This window comes from Collimonas sp. PA-H2, from assembly GCF_002564105.1.
In the GTDB taxonomy this organism is placed as follows: Bacteria; Pseudomonadota; Gammaproteobacteria; order Burkholderiales; family Burkholderiaceae_D; genus Collimonas.
On the sequence record NZ_PDBX01000001.1, the window covers coordinates 1891600 to 1906569 of the forward strand.

14 protein-coding genes are annotated in these 14970 nt (G+C 60.0%); 8 read left to right on the forward strand and 6 right to left on the reverse strand.

Annotation, left to right across the window (positions count from 1 at the left end):
• The first annotated feature begins 15 nt into the window (after positions 1-15).
• From BCF11_RS08555 to BCF11_RS08580, 6 genes are all read left to right on the forward strand, one after another.
• Positions 16-423 (forward strand): biopolymer transporter ExbD, encoded by a 408-nt coding sequence (locus BCF11_RS08555; protein WP_098494363.1) that lies wholly within the window; start codon positions 16-18, stop codon positions 421-423.
• A gap of 17 nt (positions 424-440) precedes the next feature.
• Positions 441-1160 carry a TonB family protein gene (locus tag BCF11_RS08560; protein WP_369827737.1) on the forward strand — a complete coding sequence of 240 codons (720 nt, stop codon included), beginning with the start codon at positions 441-443 and terminating at the stop codon, positions 1158-1160.
• Positions 1161-1243: 83 nt separating this feature from the next.
• Positions 1244-3637: a TonB-dependent receptor gene (locus tag BCF11_RS08565; protein ID WP_098494364.1), complete on the forward strand. Its 2394-nt coding sequence runs from the start codon at positions 1244-1246 to the stop codon at positions 3635-3637.
• Between the two features lie 77 nt (positions 3638-3714).
• Entirely contained in the window at positions 3715-4368 is a 654-nt protein-coding gene (locus BCF11_RS08570) for a MotA/TolQ/ExbB proton channel family protein (protein WP_098494365.1), read from the forward strand.
• Between the two features lie 33 nt (positions 4369-4401).
• Entirely contained in the window at positions 4402-6117 is a 1716-nt protein-coding gene (locus BCF11_RS08575) for a bifunctional UDP-sugar hydrolase/5'-nucleotidase (RefSeq protein WP_098494366.1), read from the forward strand.
• A 30-nt stretch (positions 6118-6147) separates the two neighbouring features.
• Positions 6148-7365 carry a phospholipase D-like domain-containing protein gene (locus BCF11_RS08580; RefSeq protein WP_098494367.1) on the forward strand — a complete coding sequence of 406 codons (1218 nt, stop codon included), beginning with the start codon at positions 6148-6150 and terminating at the stop codon, positions 7363-7365.
• A gap of 22 nt (positions 7366-7387) precedes the next feature.
• Here BCF11_RS08580 and ygiD read toward each other — a convergent pair whose 3' ends face one another.
• Both ygiD and BCF11_RS08590 read right to left on the reverse strand, forming a co-directional pair.
• Complete coding sequence (gene ygiD, locus BCF11_RS08585; RefSeq protein WP_233212422.1) at positions 7388-8185, reverse strand: 4,5-DOPA dioxygenase extradiol; 798 nt, start codon at positions 8183-8185, stop codon at positions 7388-7390.
• 20 nt (positions 8186-8205) lie between these two features.
• Positions 8206-8610, reverse strand: coding sequence for a DoxX family protein (locus tag BCF11_RS08590; RefSeq protein WP_098494368.1), 405 nt, complete (start codon positions 8608-8610; stop codon positions 8206-8208).
• 144 nt (positions 8611-8754) lie between these two features.
• On the opposite strand from BCF11_RS08590, the gene BCF11_RS08595 reads away from it, so the two are divergent.
• A complete protein-coding gene (locus tag BCF11_RS08595) occupies positions 8755-9669 on the forward strand; it encodes a LysR family transcriptional regulator (protein WP_098494369.1) in 915 nt (304 codons plus the stop codon).
• A 49-nt stretch (positions 9670-9718) separates the two neighbouring features.
• Here the strand turns inward: BCF11_RS08595 and phaP are convergent, their stop codons facing one another.
• From phaP to BCF11_RS08610, 3 genes are all read right to left on the reverse strand, one after another.
• Complete coding sequence (phaP, locus tag BCF11_RS08600; RefSeq protein WP_098494370.1) at positions 9719-10273, reverse strand: TIGR01841 family phasin; 555 nt, start codon at positions 10271-10273, stop codon at positions 9719-9721.
• Positions 10274-10381: 108 nt separating this feature from the next.
• On the reverse strand, positions 10382-11176 hold the full coding sequence (locus BCF11_RS08605; protein ID WP_233212423.1) for a M15 family metallopeptidase: 795 nt from the start codon (positions 11174-11176) through the stop codon (positions 10382-10384).
• A 4-nt stretch (positions 11177-11180) separates the two neighbouring features.
• Positions 11181-12365, reverse strand: coding sequence for a patatin-like phospholipase family protein (locus BCF11_RS08610; RefSeq protein WP_098494372.1), 1185 nt, complete (start codon positions 12363-12365; stop codon positions 11181-11183).
• Positions 12366-12561: 196 nt separating this feature from the next.
• On the opposite strand from BCF11_RS08610, the gene BCF11_RS08615 reads away from it, so the two are divergent.
• Positions 12562-13596: a Fe(3+) ABC transporter substrate-binding protein gene (locus BCF11_RS08615; protein WP_098494373.1), complete on the forward strand. Its 1035-nt coding sequence runs from the start codon at positions 12562-12564 to the stop codon at positions 13594-13596.
• A gap of 184 nt (positions 13597-13780) precedes the next feature.
• Here BCF11_RS08615 and BCF11_RS08620 read toward each other — a convergent pair whose 3' ends face one another.
• Entirely contained in the window at positions 13781-14854 is a 1074-nt protein-coding gene (locus tag BCF11_RS08620) for an ABC transporter ATP-binding protein (protein ID WP_098494374.1), read from the reverse strand.
• Positions 14855-14970 lie beyond the last annotated feature (116 nt).

The following is a 14970-nucleotide window of genomic DNA, read 5'->3' on the forward strand; positions in this document are numbered from 1 at the left end:
CATCGGGGTATAGCAATGCGTAGTTGGGACGAACCAAAAAAGCGGAAAGCACGCGTCGAAATCATTCCCATGATCGATGTCATGATGTTTCTCCTGGTGTTTTTCGTGCTGATCAGTCTCAATGTGATTCCGGCCCTGGGCTTGAAGACGCACCTGCCGAGCGCCAGCAGTTCACAGGACTTGAAGCCGCAAAACAAGGCAGTGATCACCATCGGCCTCAACGATGCGCTGCAGGTTGACGGCGTCGACACAAAAATCGGCGAACTCTCTACCCGCCTGAACCTGGCGAAAAAGAACGGTGAAAAACTCAACGTGATCGTCAACAGCGATCGCGGCGTCGAAGTGCAACGGCTGGTGGAAGTAATGGATAACCTGAAGCAGAACGGCTTCGAATCCATTTCCATCGCCACCCGCAAGCCGTGATGCAGGCAATGATGAGCATGCCGTTCTTTTATCGCTTCCGCGATGCGCTGGCAATCCTGCCATCAGTGCTGATCCTGGCGATCCTGATCTTCGCCGGCATCCAGAAAGCCGTGAAGATCCAGCCGCACGTCGACGACTCCCTGGTGCAGATTGCGCTGACGGAACCGGCGCCACCGGTAGCCGCACCAACGCCGCCGACACCGGTAGCGCCGCAAGAAATCAAACCGCAAGCGGTGGCGAAGCCGACGCCGCAACCGACGCCGCGGCCAACCCCGCCGCAGACAGTCACCGCAACCCCGGTCAGCAACACACCGAACCCGGAAGTTGCAGCGCCGGCTCCGCCCAAAACGGTAGCCGGGCCGATCGCAGCACCGGTTGCGCCACCTCAGGAAACGCCGCCACCGGCGCCAGCAGCAAAGCCGAACAACGCCGGCATCGAGGCCAGCTATATCAGTAAATTGCGCGCCCACCTGAACAGCATCAAGCGCTACCCGACCGGCCGCGAAGCCAGCCAGCAGCGGCCGCAAGGCAAGGTCAAGGTCTGGTTCGTGCTCAACCGCGACGGCACGCTGGTCGAGCAAGGGATAGCTGAATCGTCTAATTCCATGCTGCTTGACGAAGCCGCCCGCAAGACCATCAACCGCGCCACGTTTACCGCTTTCCCAGAGTCCAGCTGGGCTGGCGAAGCCACCCACAGATTCAGCGCCGAGTTGGAGTTCATCCCGGGAGCGGGATGAAGCAGCAGTTTGCAAACCGAGTTGAAGACATCGCCTGAACGCCTGGTTCAGGCACACACCAAAAAACTACAGGGAGTAGAACCATGCAATTCAAAGTCACCCGGCTGTCGCTGCTGATCTCCGGGCTATTCATCGCCGCCAGTCCGCTGGCCTATGCCGCCGATACCTCCGATATCGGCAAGGTCACGGTGCAGGGTGATGCCGGCGGCGGCCAGAGCACCGGCCTGATCCAGCAGGAAGAGTCGGCCAAGGCGCGCAGCTCGGTCGACCGCGGCTATATCGAAAAGCAAAGCAGCACTGGCAACCCGTTCCAGATGATCAACCTGCTGCCTGGCGTGAATTCCTACGACCAGGACGGCAGCGGCCTGTTCGGCGGCAACGTCCGGGTGCGCGGTTTCAACAGCGACCAACTGGGCTTCACCATCAATGGCGCGCCGGTCAACGATTCCGGCAGCTTTGCTGTCTATCCGCAGGAATACACCGACGCCGAAAACCTGTGTAATATCTTCGTCACGCAAGGATCCACCGATACCGAAGCGCCTCACGTCGGCGCCTCTGGCGGCAACATCGGCATGACCATGTGCACGCCGGAAGACCAGCAGCGTTTCCGCACCGAATACACTTTCGGCTCGCACAGTCTGCAAAAAGGCTATGTCCGCCTCGATTCCGGCAAGATATTCAACGACCGCTTCAAGTTCTTCATCTCTTATTCGAAAACCCAGGCCAACAAATTCAAGGGCGACGGCCGCGCCGACAAGGAACATACCGATTTCAACAGTAATTTCGACCTCGGCGGCGGCAGCTATGTCGACACCGGCTTCATGTACAACTCGGCGCTCAACAACAACTATCGTTCGCTGACCAAGGCGCAGATCGCTCAGTTCGGTCCGAACCTGGATTTCGGCACCGTACCGCCAGTGCACCAGCCCGGTGGCCCGGGCGCACAAAACGACTCGACCTACGGGCCGAATGCCGGCATCAATTCCGGCAACAAGAATCTGTACTACGGCTATAACCTGAACCCGTTCAAGAACTGGCTCGCCACCATGAACGCCCACTTCCAGCTGGCGCCGACTTCCAGCGTCGATGTCAGTCCCTACATGTGGTACGGCTTCGGCACTGGCGGCAACCAGCTGCAAACCCTCACCGAAGGCAACGCCGGCAACCTGCTGGGCGGCGGCGTGCGCGACATCAACCACGACGGCGACACCAAGGACACCGTATTCGTCTACGAAGGCAGCCGCACCCGCACCTACCGTCCGGGCGTGACGATCAAATACAACCAGCAGATCGACAACCACAAGCTGATGGTCGGCTATTGGTACGAGCGCGCGCGCCATCAGCAAACCGGCCCGTTCACGCCGATCGACAACAACGGCAACGCTGCCGATGTCTGGCTCAACAATCCGGGCCTGTGGCTGAAGAACCAGAATGGCTCTTACGTCCAGTACCGCGACACCATGACCATCAGCACCGGCAAATCGGCTTTTGCGCAAGACAATATCAGCCTGATGCAGGACAAGCTGAACTTGCAGATCGGCGCCCGTTACTCGAGCATCGACCGCGACTTCACCAACAATCCAAGCCAGAGCTCGCCAGGCTTTTACACGCTGCAAAAGTCGTATTCCGACCTGCTGCCAAGCTTCGGTGCACGCTACCAGCTGACCACCGCGGATTCGGTGTTTTTCAATGCAGCGAAGAATTTCAAGGCGCCAGGCAACTTCTCCTACTTCGGCCTGATCTCCGGCGGCAGCATCGTCAACGGCGTATACACCGGCGGCACGGTGCGCAACCCCCTGGTCGACAAGGAAACTTCGTGGAACTACGATCTTGGCTATCGTTACGCGGCGGACAAATGGACGTTTTCCGGCTCCCTGTTCTATGTCGATTTCAAGAACCGCATCGCGACTTCCTACAATCCATTCACCAACACCAACACCGACTATAACGTCGGCGATTCCACCTCCAAGGGATTCGAACTGGAATCCGGCTACTCGCTCACCAAGAACCTGAGCCTGTACGGCTCGCTCTCGTATATCAAGAGCAAGATGGACAAGGACATGCCGTTCTCGGCTACTACCGCGCTGCCTACCGGCGGCAAGGAATTCCCCGATACGCCGAACTGGCTGAGCGGCCTGAGCTTGCAGTACCAGCAAGACAACTGGTATGTATTCGGCCAGGGCAAGTACACCGGCAAGCGCTACACCACGCTGGTGAACGACGACAGCATCGGCGGCTACACCGTGTTCAACGCCGGCGCCGGCTATACCTTCCCGTCGTCGGCCTGGCTGAAGAAACCAACCGTCCGCTTCAACGTCAACAATATCTTCGACAAGCAGTTCCTGAGCCTGAGTTCCGGCAGCGGCAGCCAGTTCACCACCAATGCAGTGGCAGTCGGCAATATCGCGGCATCGGCGCCATTGTTCTATGTCAGCCCTCCGCGCACCTTCAGCGTCACGCTGGTCGCGGATTTTTAATCAACAGTATTTAAAGCCGTTGCAGCAAACCCTGGCGGCGGGCTCTGGTCCGCCGCTGCAACAACCAAGAGGTCATCATGAACATGCAATTATTCCACGAGCTCGCTTTCTATCTGATGTACGCCTGTGCCGCACTGGCGATCTTCGTGATTGTCGAACGCGGACTGTTTTTCAACTACACCTTGCGCCAGGCTATCGGCCTGGAAAAGGCCATGACGCATGCGGTGCAGCATGTGCAAGAGTTGCCGGTCGAACTGACCGCGCGCGGCAGCCTGCCGCTGACCCTGGTGTCGGACATCCTGGCCGAGAAACATCAGCTGACCACCGAGAAGGATCTGGAAGATTTCAGCGAGTCTGTGTACATCGCCAACCGCGGCGCGGTACAGCATCGCTTATGGATCCTGGATACGATCGTGACAGCGGCGCCGCTGCTTGGGCTGCTTGGCACGATTTTGGGTATCATCGATACTTTCAAGGCGCTGGCGGTCTCCGGCGTATCCGATCCGGGCCAGGTATCGCAGGGCATCGGCACCGCCTTGTACGCAACGGCGCTGGGTATCGGCATCGCAGTGGTCGGCATGTTCTTCTTCAACATGTTCCAGGAGCGTATCGAGCGCATCAACGATCACCTGAAGGTCTTGATGCTGCGAGCCTGCGTTGGCCGCGATGCCGGCAAGGGCGCCAGGTCAGCGACAACTGCGGCGGATGCGGGAAAATTGCATATCGCCTGATAAGTATTGATCGTAAAGGACTGGTTGAAACACATGTATGCAATATCTTTCAGCCGGACCAAAGGGGCGCTGTGCGCCGCGGTTTTTTTCCTGACAGCGTGCAGCGGCATGCAGCGGCCGCTGGCGCCGGTCACGGTCAACCTGGTCGCCATCAATGACTTGCACGGTCATCTGGAAGCGGAAACCAAAAGCTTTGCCGGCATCGGCGACGCCGTTCCGCGCAAAATCAAGGTCGGCGGCATAGACACCATCGGCGGCGCGCTCAATGCCTGGCGCGCCGAAGATCCGCAACTGCTGCTGGTCGGCGCTGGCGACCTGATCGGCGCCAGTCCGGCGCTCTCTTCGATCTGGGCGGACGAACCGACCATCGCCGCGCTCAATCAGCTGCAGCTGCGCGTCAGCGCGGTCGGCAATCATGAATTCGACCAGGGCACGGCGGAACTGCTGCGCGATCAGCATGGCGGCTGCAATTCCAACCGGCCCGAAAAGGCTTGCCATTTTGCACCCAATTTCAGCGGCGCCAAATTTTCCTACCTGGCCGCCAACGTCATCTACAATGCCAGCGGCCAAGCGCTGCTGCCGCCCTACCGCATCGAGCAGGTACACGGCGTCAAGATCGCCTTCATCGGCAGTGTGGTGCGGGAAACTGAAAAGATGGTCGCCGCCGACGGTATCGCCAGCGTCAATTTCACCGACGAGGCGGACGCCATCAACCGTTGGGTACCGGAGCTCAAGGCGCAAGGCGTCAGCGCCATCGTGGTGCTGATCCATCAAGGCGGAGAAACCCCGGAACCGTTCAACAAGACAGATTGCCGGCAACTGAGCGGTCCGATCGTCGACATCGTCAAACGGCTCGATCCTGCGATCAGGCTGGTCATCAGCGCCCACACGCACAATGGCTACACCTGCCAGGTAGATGGCCGCATCGTGACCCAGGGCGACTCCTTCGGCCATATGCTGACGCGGATCACGCTGACCATAGCTCCCGGCGCCGCCGACCTGACGCAGAAGATCACCGCCATCAGCGCCCGCAACGTCTTGATGGATCCGCAGCGCTTCGCTGCCGATCCGGCGCTGGCCGACTTCTTGCAAAAACTAAAAGAACGCAGCAATGCCGTGCTGGCGCAGCCGATCGCCCGCATAGCCGTGCCGCATATCGACAAGCAGATCAACGAAGCCGGCGAATCGCCGCTGGGCGATGTCATCGCCGATTCGCAACTGGCGGCGACGCGTAAGCTGGGCGCCCGGATTGCGTTGATCAACCATAAGAGCGTCCGCGAAAACCTGGAAAGCGGCGCCGGCGGCAGCAACTACGCCCAGGTCGCCGCCACTACCCCATATGGCAATACGCTGGTGCTGCTAAACCTGAGCGGCAGCCAGATCCTTGCCTTGCTGGAGCAGCAGAGCTGGCTGGAGGAGGATCGCCCCGGCGGACGCATCATGCTGCAGGTATCGCGCGGCTTCAGCTATCGCTGGGACGCCAGGCAGCCGCTGGGACAACGCGTTGTGCGCAACAGCGTGAAGCTGGATGGCGTGGCGCTGGAACCGCAAAAACAATACCGGGTCAGCGTCAACAGCTTTATCGCCCAGGGTGGCGACGGCTTCAGCCTGCTGACCCAGGGTACCGGCCGTATCGATACCGGCATCAACGATCTCGATGCGCTCAGCCAGTATCTGATCGCCATCGAACGCGATGGGCATCCTGCCGGCAGCGCGCAGGCGGACGGCCGCATCCTGCGTTTGCATTAATCCTCGTAACTATCTATTCGGAAGCAGCACATGCGTAAATTGATCATCCCGCTCGCCATCCTGTTGGGACATATCGGCAGCGCCCAGGCAGAGTTCAGCATCCCAGGCTACGAACTGGTGCATACCGCGCCGGTGGAAACAACGCTGGCGACGCCCGACTTGCGGGAACCGCTGCAGGTCTGGAGCGAGATGTTCGACGGTGCCAAGCGCGAGATCGTGCTCGGCCAGTTTTATGTCGCCAGCGAGGCCGGCGCCGCCTTCGAACAGGTGATCGCGCGGCTCGCCGCCGCCGGCGAGCGCGGCGTCAAGATCCGCTTCCAGATGGAAGAAAAAGGCAAGTTCGCCTCCGATATGCCAACCATAGAACGGCTGAAGAAAATCCCGAACCTGGAATTCCGTTATCTCGATTATTCCAAGCTGACCGGCAACGGCATCATCCACGCCAAGTATATGGTGATCGATGGCAGCGCCGCCTATGTCGGCAGCCAGAACTTCGACTGGCGTTCGTTTGCCCATATCCATGAAACAGGATTGCGGATTACCGACCCCGTGGTGGTGGCGCAGCTGCAAAAGATTTTCGAACATGATTGGCATGCCCAGGAATTGATCGCGCAGGGCAAGGAAGTGCCGAAGCTGAATCAGGCCGTGGTTACTGCTAATGACCGGCAGGCGACATTCCTGGTCGCCAGTCCGAATGCCTTCAATCCGCCGGGCGTGGGCGATTCTGAGACTGAATTGCCGAAACTGCTGGCGGCAGCCAAGTCGGAAGTGCGGATACAGCTGCTGGACTACGCGCCGCTGAGCTACGGCCCGAATCGCACTCGCCCTTATTACGCGGTGATCGACAATGCGATCCGCGCAGCGCTGGCGCGCGGCGTCAAGGTCAAGCTGATGGTGTCGAACTGGAATACCGAAAAGCCGGCGATCGCCTATCTGCAAAGCCTGGCCCTGCTGCCCGGCATGGAGATCCGCATTGTCACGCTGCCGCAAGCCAGCACCGGCTTCATCCCGTTCGCCCGCGTGATCCATAGCAAGACCATGGAAATCGACGGTCAGGTGGCATGGATAGGTACCAGCAACTGGAGCGGCGGCTACCTGGATTTATCGCGCAACCTAGAAGTCGTGCTGCGCAATGAAAAGATGGCGCAGCGGATCGCCGACCTGCATCGGCAAACCTGGGACTCGGCCTACGCCCAGCCTATCGACGTACTGAAGGATTATCCCAAGCCGGTGAAGGGCAAGGAATAATCCTGTCGGCAGAGTTGCCGCGTCAGACGGCGCCGACCACCGCGGTCAGCATGCTGATGGCGCCGATGGCTATGCCGTCGACCGCAATCGATATGGCTTCGTCATCCTGTCTGGCGCCGGCGATATACAACAGCGGCAGATAGTGTTCAGGCGTAGGCACTGACAATTGCGCGTCCTGGCCCTGATCGGCGTAATCGATCAGGGCTTGCATGTCGCCGCTCAGCAGGCTGGCGCGTATATGATCGTTGAAGCGCTCGGCCCAGGCATGCGCCGGCGCATCCTGATGCCGGTTCATCAGGCGCAGGTTGTGCACCACGTCGCCGCTGCCGATGATCAGCACGCCTTGTTCGCGCAGTACGGCCAGTTTGCGGCCCAGGTCGAAATGGAACTGCGCCGGCCGGGTGGCGTCGATGCTCAGCTGTATCACCGGTATGTCGGCCTTGGGAAAGGCCTTGACCAGCACCGACCAGGTGCCGTGGTCCAAACCCCAGGACTGGTCCATGGCGACCGCCAGCGGCGCCAGCAGATCGCGCACTTGCGCCGCCAGTTGCGGATCGCCCGGCGCCGGATAGCGCACATCAAACAATGCCTGCGGAAAACCGCCGAAATCGTGGATGGTTTTTGGCGCGGCCATGGCGGTGACGCCTATGCCGCGCGTGTACCAGTGCGCCGACACCGACAGGATCGCCTTCGGCTGCAGTTGCGCCACGCTCGCGCCCAGGCTGGCCCAGGCGTCAGTGTAGCGGTTATCTTCCAGTGCATTCATCGGGCTGCCGTGGCCGAAGAAAATCGCCGGCATGCGGGTGGCGTTGCTGCTCATGGTGGTCTCATCCAATCAAGTTATTTACCGGCTTTGGCATTACCGATGGCAAATGCGCCGTTGCCCAGCAATGCGACGGACAGTGCAGTCACCACCATGAATGCCGGATATTCCCAGCCGCCGTTCGGGCTGGTGAACACCCAGCCGTTAGGCGCATGTACCGACAAGGCGCCCAGCAGCACCGGCAGGGAAATGATGGCGGCGATGCGCGCCTGCAAGCCGAGCACCATCGCCAGGCCAGTCAGCACTTCCACTGCGACTACAGGGTACACCGACCAGGCCGGGAAGCCCTGGCTGGCGAAAAAGCCGGCGGCGCCAGGCAAAGTGAAGACGAAGACCTTGAGGTAAGCGTGCGCCAGCAAGGCAATGCCGAGGGTCAGTCTGAGCAGGGTGGCGGCATAGACGCCGGGATTACTCGTATTCATGGCTTGCTTTCGAAAAATGGTTAACAACCAAAGCAGCCGAAGGTAGCTGCCGGATCGTGTTTCACTATATATTCTTGCAATGAAAAGAAAAATGAGCTTTCATTAAAATATCATTTCCGAATTCCGGAATAATAGGATCCAGCGATGAACCTGTTCGAAGCCATGAAAGTGTTTGTCAAAGTCACGGAAACCGGCAGTTTGTCCGGCGCCGCCAGGGTTCTGAACCTGTCGAATCCTTCGGTGACGCGGCATGTCGCCGATCTTGAGGAATACCTCGGCGCGCGCCTGTTGAACCGCAGCACCCGCCGCATCAGCCTGACCGACACCGGCAGCGCCTATCTCGATCGCTGCAAGCAAGTACTCGCTGACCTGGAGCAGGCGACGCTCGCAGCCGGCATGCACGCGGCCAATCCCAGTGGCATATTGCGCATCAACGCGCCCTTGTCGTTTTCCGTGCATCACCTGGGCCGGGTGCTGCCGCTGTATGCCGAGCGCTATCCCAATGTCGAACTGGATGTGACCTTGTCGGACCGGGTGGTGGATCTGGTGGAGGAAGGCTTCGATCTGGCGATCCGTATCGGCAAGCTGCAGAATTCCAGCCTGGTCATGCGCCGGCTGGTGGCGGCGCGCGTGCTGACCTGCGCTTCGCCGGCCTATCTGGCCCGGCATGGCGTGCCGCAGCACCCGGACGATCTGGCGCGCCACAAATGCCTGACTTACGCCTATACCCAGCCGGATAACGAATGGCGTTTCCGGCGCGACGGCAAAAGCCATACGGTACGCATCCATGGCGGCCTGCATTGCAACAACGGCGATCTGCTGCTGGCCGCAGCCCTGTCCGGCATGGGCATCATCCGCCAGCCAACCTTCATCATCGGCGATGCCATCCGCGACGGCCGCCTGCTGCCGCTGCTGACCGACTATCAGGGCGATGAGCTGGCGATCCATGCGGTCTACCCGAGTCGCCAGCATCTGTCCGCAAAGGTGCGTACCTTTGTCGATTTCCTGGCGCAGCAGTTTGGCGAGGTGCCCGAGTGGGACCGCGACCTGCCAATATGAAAGAAGGCCGCAAATGCGGCCTTCATGTTTGCTGAACCAGCGTGGCGGCTTATTTCTTCGCGCGCGGCGTCGCTGCCTTGGTCAATTGCGTGGTGGCCGTATTCAAGTTGGCTTCCAGCGTTTCAACCGCCTGCTTGGCGTTCTTGGTCAGCTGTTCGTAACCGGCATTGGCGTTGCTGATCACCGATTTCAGAATGGCGATGGCATTTTCCGAACCGGCAGGCGCATTCTTGCTGACTTCTTCGATCAAGGCATTGATCTTGCGGCTGGTTTCCGCCACTTGCGCCTCGGCCGCACGGGTCAATTCAGCCTGGGTGCCGGAAGCGATGCCGGCCAGGTGACGGCCGTAAGCTGCAGCCTTTTCGGCGCCAGGCTTGGCCTGGGCAGCCGAGATCGTCAGGAATTCCTGAGGATCCTTGGCGCTCATCAGCTGCTTGGCAGCGCCACTCGATTCTTCCAGCGATGCCTTGGCGGCGCTCAGATTGAGTTCGATAACTTTTTCCACGCCTTCGAAGGTTTTTGTGGTCAGTGTATTGAGCAATGCCAACTGAGCTTCGAAATGGGCTTTGGTTGCTGCGGCAAACTGTTCGTGAAACGAAAACATGGCCTTCTCCTAGGTGAACAAATCATCAATTGCTATGAATACGGCAACATTGCATATTATACAATCAACATATGCAGCTGCCTCCTGCCAAAGCTAACAGTGCGGCGTTCATCCAGCGGCGGCGGCACAGGTTTTCCTGTCACTCGGCTTGTTGCCATGGCCGCTACGGCAGGCGCGGTATGCCACGGCAGAGCTTTCAAACAACTGGCGCGCTTGCGGCAGCGGCAGTTTTGCCAATCGCTCAGCCATGCCGCGGCTGACCTGGAAATGCTGGTAGTCGATCGGCTTTTTCCAGTCTCCACCCCAGATCAGAAAGCCATGCTGGGCGAATAGCTCCACCACTTGCTCGCTGCTGCCGGCGCGGCTGGCCACGCGCTGGCCGAAACCCTGGCCGGCCGGTGGGCTGAAAATCTGCCGGCCTTGCGCATCGCGCCGCACGTACGGATTTTGCAAAGGATTGATATCGATCGCCAAACCGTAGGCATGCAAGGAAATCGCCTTGCCGCCGGTGATCGGCCTGTCGTTGAAGGCGGAGGTATTATTGTCCGCCATCGATGCGTCGTCGTTGCCTTGATAATGCTCCATCAGGCGCGCCTGCGCAAGCGGGAAACCGCGCTTGAGCAGTTCGTCGAAGACGGCCTTTACCTGCGGCGCTACGGCCGCCATGACCATGATTTCGCCATCCTCGTGACGCACCTTGTCAAAGTCGACGTAGGCAAAGCGCACTACCTGCAGTTGCGCACAGTCAACCGGCGCGCCGGGCTGCAGCACGTGTTGTTTGACCAGCTGGCATTGCTGGCTATCCAGGCCCGGACTGGCAAGCTGCGCGTGCGCCGGCTGCACCAGGCATGCCAGCAGCGACAATACCAGGGGCGGCAGGCGGCGCAGCATCGGCGGGCTCACGCCGTCAGCTCAATGGCGGCATGACCAGTTCATGCACCACCAGGCCGGCATCGGAACTGCCGAAGGTGTCGCCGTTGGCCTTGACCCGCTCGGCGGCCTGCATGGCGTCGGCGTATCCTTGTTCCCAGCGCCACTCGATCGAGCCGCGTGAAAAATTGATGTCCTTGGATGGCATGTTCCAGTCATGCCCACTGTAGCGCAAGCGCACGATATGGATGGTGCTGTTATCCGACAAGCCTTCAAATTCCTTGAGGTCGGATTTCTTGCGCATGGCCGGCGGCAGCTTGTCATACAGCGCCTGGGCGGCGCGCCGCAATTGATACATGCGCAGGTAATTTTCGATGTGGCGTTCCGAGCGCGAAGCGAAGGTTACGTCTTTCTGGCGATTGGTAATCTGATCCAGGGTGGTTGGTTCCGGGCCATCGGCATTCCACAAATCCACCATCACGCACAGAGTGTTGCCATCGACATCGGTCTTGGATTCATCGTCCAGCACCACTTCCAGCGGCGTATTCGAATACAGGCCGCCGTCCCAATACAGGTCGCCGTCGATGCGCACCGGTGCGAAGCCGGGCGGCAAGGCGCCGCTGGCCATGATGTGCTCGACGCCGATGGTCCTTTCCTGCGTGTCGAAATTGACCAGGCTGCCGCAAGCCACCCGCATTGCGCTGACGGTCAGACGCATGCCTTCTGGACTGTTCAGGTGCTTGAAATCGACCAGCCGCGCCAGCGTTTCGGCGAGGGGCGTGGTGTCGTAAAAACTGGCTTGCTCCGGTTGCACCGGCATGCCCATCATGAAAGGATTCATGGTGCGCGGCGAGAAAAAGCCCGGCACGCCGCGGGTGGTGACATCGGTGGTGGTCCACCAGGTGTTGAACTGGCGCATGGCGTCCGGCACCTTGCTCAGATCGGTCAGATCGCCATGGCCGACCTGCTCCCAGAATTCCTTCAGGCGCGACAGCCGCAGATCGCGCTCGTTGCCGGCAATGATGGCGGCATTGATGGCGCCGATCGAGGTGCCCACCACCCAGTCCGGCGTCAGGCCATTCTCGTGCATCGCATGATAGACGCCGGCCTGATAAGCCCCCAGCGCACCGCCTCCCTGCAACACCAGCGCCACTCGCGGCGTGGTCGAATCGGCTTTGCTGCTGGTGCGTATTTGTGACTTGGAAGTGGTCTTATTGCTCATCGGAAGCCGATCATTGCGTATGAAAGAGTAAACATATTACCCCATCGCGGCGAGCGGCAACGGCGAGCGCCTGTATGTCACGAAATGATCATAAATAGTAACGATTCTCATTTGTGATATAGTGCTTTCTGCTCAAATGTAACCATTTGTTACAGGCAACAAAATCATCACTTCAATCACCAAAAGAGGAGTTTTCATGCTTTTGCGTTCTATCATCGCCAGCGCCGTCCTGGCCAGCAGCAGCGTTGCCGCCTCCGCACAGGAACAAGTGCTGAACCTGTATTCGGCGCGCCACTATCAGACTGACGAAGCGCTGTACGGCAACTTCACCAAAGCCACCGGCATCAAGATCAACCGCGTCGACGGCGACGACGCCGGCACCATCGCGCGCCTGAAAAGCGAAGGCGCGGCCAGCCCCGCCGACGTCATCTTGCTGGTCGACGCGGCGCGTCTGTGGCGGGCGGAAAGCGACGGCCTGTTCCAGCCTGTGAAATCGGCGATTCTGGAACAACGCATCCCGGCCAACCTGCGCGGCAAGGATGATGGCAAAGGTTCCGACTGGTTCGGCTTTTCGACACGCGCCCGCGTGATCGTCTACAACAAGCAGAATATCCAGCCGCAAGACGTCGAGACCTACGAAGCGCTGGCCGATCCGAAGAACAAGGGCAAGCTATGCACCCGCTCCGGTTCGCATCCTTACAACGTGTCGCTGTTCGGCTCGCTGCTGGAACATCATGGCGAAGCCAAGACCGAAGCGTTGCTCAAGGGTTATGTCGCCAACCAGGCGCGCTCGCCGGTGGGCGGCGATACCGACCAGATCAAGGCCGTGGCTTCGGGCGAATGCGGCGTAGCAATTTCGAATTCCTACTACGTTGCCCGCCTGATGAAATCGACCAAGCCGGAAGATATCGAAGTGATGAAAAAAGTCGCGGTGATCTGGCCTAACCAGAAAACCACCGGCACCCACGTCAACATCGCCGGCGCCGGCGTCGCCAAGCATGCGCCGCATCGCGCCGCCGCGATCCAGTTCCTGGAGTACTTGGCTAGCGACGATGCGCAACGCTATTTCGCCGAAGGCAATAACGAAATGCCGGCAGTCAAAAGCGTCAAGAGCGGCAATCCGGCGCTGGACGCCCTGGGCCCGTTCAAGGCCGAGGTGATAGACGTCTCGGCGGTCGGCCGCAACCAGCAAAAAGTGCAGCTGCTGCTGGACCGCGCCGGCTACAAATAAGCCTGTATAGCCGGACGTAAAAAAAGGCTGACGCACGGTGCGTCAGCCTTTTTCCTATTCGGGGCGATCAGAAAGCTACTTCTTCCTGATCATGTAGATTGCCAGTCCGACCAGCAGCACCACCCCGAACTCCAAGCCAACCACGATGTACTTCGCCATGATGCATTACCTAAAAACAATCGGTTTATAAAGAAAACGTCACCACGTGGCTGACATCCAGGCGGATGCCGATCCACTCGTCAACGGCATGATCGTGATGGGACGGCACCAGCGCCAGCACCTCCTGGCCGCCCGCCAGTTGCAACGTGTACAGGAACTCCGCACCGCGGAACGACTTGCGCACAATCCGCGCCTTGAACGGGGAAGCGTCATCATGCACGATATCATCAGAGCGCAACAATACATCGAAACCTTGCTGCCCGCGCCCGTGCAGCCGGATTTGCTGCAGGGCCGCGGCACTGACCTCGCGCAGCTCGCCGAGCGCTGTCGCCACTACCGGCAGCCCGTCGCGCTCAAGCAGTTGGCCCGGCAGCATGACGCCGTGGCCGATAAAGTCGGCGACAAAGCGGGTTGCCGGGCGATGATACAGATCGTAAGGCGCAGCCCATTGCTGCAGACGGCCGGCCTGCATCACGCCCACCACATCGCCGATGGCAAATGCTTCCAGCTGATCGTGGGTCACCATCAACGCCGTGATGTGCGCCTGCTTCAGGATCGCGCGCACGTCATGCGCCAGGCGCTCGCGCAATTCAACGTCCAGGCTGGAGAACGGCTCATCGAGCAGCAGCAAACGCGGTTCCGGCGCCAGGGCCCGCGCCAGCGCCACCCGCTGCTGCTGGCCGCCGGACAATTGATGCGGATATTTTTCCTGCGCGCCTGCCAGCCCGACCAGCGCCAGCATTTCAGCAACCCGCCGCTGGCGCTGCTGACGCGATGCCTGGTGCAGGCCGAAACCGATGTTGGCGCCGATGCTCAAGTGCGGGAACAGGGCAAAGTCCTGGAACACCATGCCGATGCGGCGCTGCTCGGCGGCTACCCTGACACCAGGACCATCCAGCAAGGCCTGATCCAGCGCGATCTGCCCGCCCTGGGCTTGTTCAAGACCGGCGACGGCCCGCAGCAAGGAAGTTTTGCCGCTGCCAGACGGCCCTATCAGCACACCGAGCTGGCCGGCCGCGAGCTGCAGCGAGACGCCATCCACCGCAGGCGCCGGCGCGCCCGGATAGCTGACACAGATTTGATCAAGAGTAAGAAACATCGGAAGCTGGTTACAATTCGCTTGCTCGAGATGAACCCGCGGCGGCGGCTCAAGTCGAAAGGTGGTCATGAATCCGCTAGTTTAACGCACTCCATTTTGCTCCCCCTCATTCTCAT